At 56.7% G+C, this 210-nt stretch carries 1 pseudogene; it reads left to right on the top strand.

What is annotated here, in order from left to right:
* Positions 1 to 176, top strand: a pseudogene (locus HMPREF2912_RS12175) (IS3 family transposase); the annotation flags it as partial.
* Positions 177 to 210: the final 34 nt, after the last annotated feature.

The following is a 210-nucleotide window of genomic DNA, read 5'->3' as shown; positions in this document are numbered from 1 at the left end:
ACGTTCCTGATGGGCTGGTGTTTCACGCTGACCGTGGAACACAATTCACCAGCGAGAAGCTCTGGGAGGTCTGCCGCAACCTGGGCATCGCTCAGTCTGTGGGGCGCACTGGCGTGTGCTTCGATAACGCGATGGCCGAGTCGTTCTGGTCGACGCTAAAGACTGAATTCTATGACGGACCTGACCCCTGTTTGGTAGACACCTGATATC

It is taken from the genome of Corynebacterium sp. HMSC056E09 (assembly GCF_001813425.1).
Classification (GTDB): Bacteria; Actinomycetota; Actinomycetes; order Mycobacteriales; family Mycobacteriaceae; genus Corynebacterium; species Corynebacterium hesseae.
The sequence above is the reverse complement of the archived record's forward strand: the minus strand, read 5'-3'. Positions and strand labels throughout refer to the sequence as shown.